This window comes from Oleiphilus sp. HI0117 (assembly GCF_001635235.1).
In genome coordinates, this window is the sequence record NZ_LWGA01000148.1 from 1 (window position 1) to 1697 (window position 1697).

Consider the following 1697-nt stretch of genomic DNA (forward strand, 5'->3'; position numbering starts at 1 on the left):
AAGATGAGTGCGAAAAGCTCGATCAAGCTGCTGGTTCCAAAAGATGCGCAAACTACACTGTATAAGTGGGTGGCAATTCTAACCGGATCTAAGAATGCCTTGAAAGGTGTCGGCTTCTTTTTAGGCGGCGCTTTACTGGCCACTCTCGGTTTTCAAGGTGCCGTTCTTGCTATGGCGCTAAGCTTGTTTGTGGTTTGGCTGGGTAGCATGTTTGCCTTAAAACAAGACTTAGGCAAGGCAAAGAACAAACCGAAGTTCACTGAAATATTTTCTAAAAGTCGGGCAATCAACGCCCTCTCAGCAGCTCGCTTATTTCTGTTTGGTGCCAGAGATGTTTGGTTCGTGGTTGCCTTGCCCGTTTATCTAGCGAGCGAGTTCGGCTGGAACCATTGGTCTGTAGGAGGCTTTCTTGCAAGCTGGGTAATCGCCTATGGTTTAGTGCAGTCCTTTGCCCCCAAGATTACGCAAAGCTCGACCAAGCGCGCCCCCGATGGCCATAGCGCGCTCGGCTGGGCGCTGCCTCTAATGCTGATACCCGCGGGCATCGCACTAGCCTTATCGAGCTCGCTTTCAGCACAGCTGGTGATCGTAATAGGTTTACTCGCCTTCGGCGCCCTGTTTGCTATAAATTCTTCTTTGCACAGCTACCTGATTGTGAGTTACGCCAGTGACGATGGCGTATCCTTAGATGTGGGTTTCTACTATATGGCCAATGCCATGGGCAGGCTAGTTAGCACCGTACTATCAGGTTGGATTTTCCAGTCTTATGGCCTTGAAGCATGTTTATGGGTATCGAGTACATTTATCGCCCTTTCGGCGACCATTTCACTTGCTCTTCCCAAACATAAAACGAACACAGTAAACACTTAAGCTTGAGCCTACGGTTCATGACTGTAAACTAGACCGCTTTCTTATTTGAACGGCCACAATTGTTATGAAAATGAATACCCGTGTTACGCTTATTTGTCTCTTGTTATCTCTGCCTTTGACTTGGTATACCTATCAACAAGATCAGAACTCCAAAGAAAGCCCGCAAAGCGACGAGCTCCTACAACAAGGAAGCATATATGAACGCCCTTACTCTCCGAGCTTTGGTCCTGCTGAGGCTAAAGTCACCATCGTTGAGTTTTTCGACCCAGCATGTGGTGCTTGCAGAGCTTTTTACCCTCTCGTAAAAGAGATTCAAGCAAGACATGAAAAGGATGTACGCATCGTACTTCGGTATGCAACCTTTCACCAAGGCTCTGAAGCTATCGTTAGAATGCTTGAAGCTGCGCGACTCCAAAACAAGTTCAAAGAGGTACTTGAAGCACTACTCATAGCCCAAGCCGAATGGACGGTTAACCATAAAGTTGTTGCGGATAAAGCTTGGCCTATTGCCGAAGCAGCGGGTTTAGATATTACACAGGCGAAAGCCGATATGACTTCAGATGAGATAAGCGCTCGCCTTCAACGGGAGAAGGACGATATTCGAGCTTTGCAAGTTAGCAAGACACCAACCTTTTTTGTTAATGAACAAGCGCTCCCCAAGTTTGGATCACAAGAGCTATACGATTTAGTTACCAAGGAACTCGCTAAATAATAATTGAGGTCAGAGTAAAAAATAATTTTTTACTCTGACCTCAATTTTAGTTCTCGCAACGCTTGGCTTTGGTAACCCAAGTAATAAACTCATGGGCAGGCATTGGTTTGGCGTG

At 46.6% G+C, this 1697-nt stretch carries 2 protein-coding genes; both read left to right on the forward strand.

Annotated elements, in window-relative coordinates:
* The coding region (gene arsJ / locus A3757_RS01975) for an organoarsenical effux MFS transporter ArsJ (protein WP_068739075.1) at positions 1-870 on the forward strand (870 nt) is incomplete at its 5' end.
* Between the two features lie 64 nt (positions 871-934).
* A complete protein-coding gene (locus tag A3757_RS01980) occupies positions 935-1582 on the forward strand; it encodes a thioredoxin domain-containing protein (RefSeq protein ID WP_082865497.1) in 648 nt (215 codons plus the stop codon).
* The last annotated feature ends 115 nt before the right edge of the window (positions 1583-1697 follow it).